This window comes from Rhodococcus sp. T2V (assembly GCF_029269925.1).
Taxonomy (GTDB): domain Bacteria; phylum Actinomycetota; class Actinomycetes; order Mycobacteriales; family Mycobacteriaceae; genus Rhodococcus_F; species Rhodococcus_F koreensis.
This window is the reverse complement of sequence record NZ_JARJBD010000284.1, coordinates 1-1479: the sequence shown is the minus strand read 5'-3', so window position 1 is coordinate 1479 and position 1479 is coordinate 1. Positions and strand designations below refer to the sequence as shown.

Sequence of the window (1479 nt, the reverse complement as noted above, 5' to 3'; positions counted from 1 at the left end):
GTGCGAGGGTGTTGACGAACATGCCGACCAGGTCGTCGAGGGCGGGGTCGCCGCGCCCGGCGACAGGGGTGCCGATCGCGATATCGTCGGTACCCGACATCCGGGCCAGGAACACCGCGAACGCGGTGTGCAGCACCATGAACAACGTCACGGAGTGTTCTCGTGCGATCTCAATGACCGAGAGGTGGGTCTCTGCGCCGAGCGTGAACGCGTGTGTCCGTCCCCGGTGCGACACCATGGGCTGGGTGCGGTCACCCGGCAATTCGAGCTGATCCGGTAGCCCGGTGAGTGTGGAATCCCAGTATGTCAGCTGCTGTGCGAGCACCGAGTTCGGGTCGTCGTCGGAGCCGAGGAGTTCGCGTTGCCACAGGGTGTAGTCGGCGTACTGAACCGCTGGCGGTGGCCATGGTGGCGCGTGCCCGCCGGTGCGGGCGGTGTAGGCGGTCGCGAGATCCCGGGCCAGCGGGGCGATCGAGGAGCCGTCGGCGCAGATGTGGTGCAGCACCACGGCGAGCACATGCTCATCGTCGGCCGTCTCGAACAGGGCGGCCCGTACCGGCACCGAGGTGGTGACGTCGAACCCGGCCGAGGCCATCGAGGTCAGCCGCGCGGCGAGTTCGTTCTCGGTCACGACGGCGGTGACGAATCCGCCGCTGACCTCCGCCGCCGGGACAACCACTTGGTGCGGGCCGGCCTCGGATTCGGGGTAGATCGTCCGCAGGGTCTCGTGCCGATCCACGACGTCTGCGATCGCTGCCAGCAGTGCGGCCGTGTCCATGGTTCCCGACAGGCGCAGGGCGAATGGGATGTTGTAGACCGGTGAGTGCGGGTCGAACCGGTTGAGGAACCAGATCCGTTGCTGTGCACACGATAGCGGGATGCGTTCAGGTCGGGGCCGCGGCAGCAGCGGTGTGCGTGCCCCCGTAGCCGTCCGGGACTCGAGCCACTTCGACAGTGCCTGCACCGACGATGCCTCGAACAGCACACGCATCGGCACCCGCACATCCATCGCCACACCCAGCCGCGACACCGCCTGGGTGGCGAGCAGCGAGTTGCCGCCGAGGGTGAAGAAGTCGTCGTCGAGTCCGACCCGCTCGCTGTCGAGGACGTCGGCGAACACCCCGGCAACAACACCCTCGACCACCGTCATCGGCGCCCGGTACTGTGGCGCCGGCAACACCGGTACCGGCAACGCCCGCCGATCCACCTTCCCACTCGCCGTCAACGGCAACCGATCGACGACGGTTATCGGCGAGGGCACCATGTAGTCGGGCAGGCGGTCCGCGACCATCGCGCGGACACGAGCCGGGTCGAGGTGGGCGCCCTCACGGGGGACGACGTAGCCGACCAACCGGTCCCCGGTGTGGTGATCGTGGTGCACCGCGGCGGCAGCCTGGGTGACGTCGGGATCCGCCGTCAGAGTTGCTTCGATTTCGCCGAGTTCGATGCGGTGGCCGCGGATTTTGACTTGGAGGTCGC

1 protein-coding gene is annotated in these 1479 nt (G+C 68.1%); it reads right to left on the bottom strand.

Annotated elements, in window-relative coordinates; all coding sequences use genetic code 11:
- The coding region (locus tag P3H15_RS53915) for a condensation domain-containing protein (RefSeq protein WP_276144809.1) at positions 1-1479 on the bottom strand (1479 nt) is incomplete at both ends.